The sequence below is a fragment of the Cupriavidus alkaliphilus genome (assembly GCF_900094595.1).
Taxonomy (GTDB): domain Bacteria; phylum Pseudomonadota; class Gammaproteobacteria; order Burkholderiales; family Burkholderiaceae; genus Cupriavidus; species Cupriavidus alkaliphilus.
Window position 1 is genome coordinate 1 of the sequence record NZ_FMAD01000031.1, and the last position, 1,293, is coordinate 1,293.

General features: G+C 67.9%; 1 protein-coding gene. It reads right to left on the reverse strand.

Annotated elements, in window-relative coordinates:
* The coding region (bcaP, locus tag GA0116996_RS27855; protein WP_243419800.1) for a branched-chain amino acid transporter BcaP at positions 1–1,292 on the reverse strand (1,292 nt) is incomplete at its 3' end.
* Position 1,293: the final 1 nt, after the last annotated feature.

Sequence of the window (1,293 nt, forward strand, 5' to 3'; positions counted from 1 at the left end):
AAGTAGATCACCAGCCCCAGCGCCAGCCACACCAGGAAGGCGGCCCAGGTCAGCGCCTGCAGGTGTGCCATCAGAAACAGGCAGAAGCCGATCGACAGCAGCGGCACCACCGGCACGCCCGGGCAGCGGAACGCGCGCGGCAGCTCGGGCCGGGTCTTGCGCAGCACCAGCACCGCCACCGAGATCAGCGTAAAGGCGGCCAGCGTGCCGATATTGATCAGCTCCGCCAGCACGTTCAGCGGCACGAAGGCGGCAATCGCGGCAAACACGACGCCGACGGTCCAGGTGGCGAAATACGGCGTGGCATGCACCGGATGCACCGACGACAGCCGCTCGGGCAGCAGCCCGTCGCGCGACATCGCGAAGATCACGCGGGTCTGGCCGTAGGTCATCACCAGGATGACGGTGGTCATGCCCAGGATCGCGCCCAGGTCGACAAAGCCCGCGACCCAGTTCTGCCCGGCGAACTGCAGCGCCAGCGAGACCGGGTGGTCCACGCCGGCAAACTTCGCGAACGGCACGATGCCGGTCATGATCGCCGCCACCACCACGTACAGCACGGTGCAGACCGCGAGCGAGCCGATGATGCCGATGGGCAGGTCGCGGCGCGGGTTGCGCACTTCTTCCGCGGCCGAGGTCACGGCATCGAAGCCGATAAAGGCGAAGAACACCAGCGCCGCCGCATTGAAGATGCCGGAAAAGCCGAACGGCGCGAACGGCTGCCAGTTGGCCGGCTGCACGTGCCACACGCCCACTGCGATAAACAGCAGCACCACGCCGATCTTCACCGCCACCATCAGGTTGTTGACGCGCGCGGACTCGCGCACGCCGTACGACACCACCCAGGTGATGGCCAGCATGATCAGGCACGCCGGCAGGTTCAGCACCGTCTGCACCCCCGGCACCGAGCCCGGCGCGGCGCTCAGCGCCGCCGGCAGCTTCATGCCGAAGCCCGCCATCAGCGACTGGAAATAGCCCGACCAGCCCACCGACACCGCCGAGGTGGCCAGCCCGTATTCCAGCAACAGGTCCCAGCCGATCATCCACGCCACGATCTCGCCCAGCGTGGCGTAGCTGTAGGTGTAGATCGAGCCCGACACCGGGATCGCCGAGGCGAACTCCGCGTAGCACAGCGCGGCAAAGCCGCACGCCAGCGCCGCGATCACGAACGACACCGTCAGCGCCGGCCCGGCGGTCAGCGCGCCGGTGCCGGTCAGCACGAAGATGCCGGTGCCGATGATGGCGCCGATGCCCATCAGCACCAGGTCGACCGGACCCAGCACCTTTTTCAGG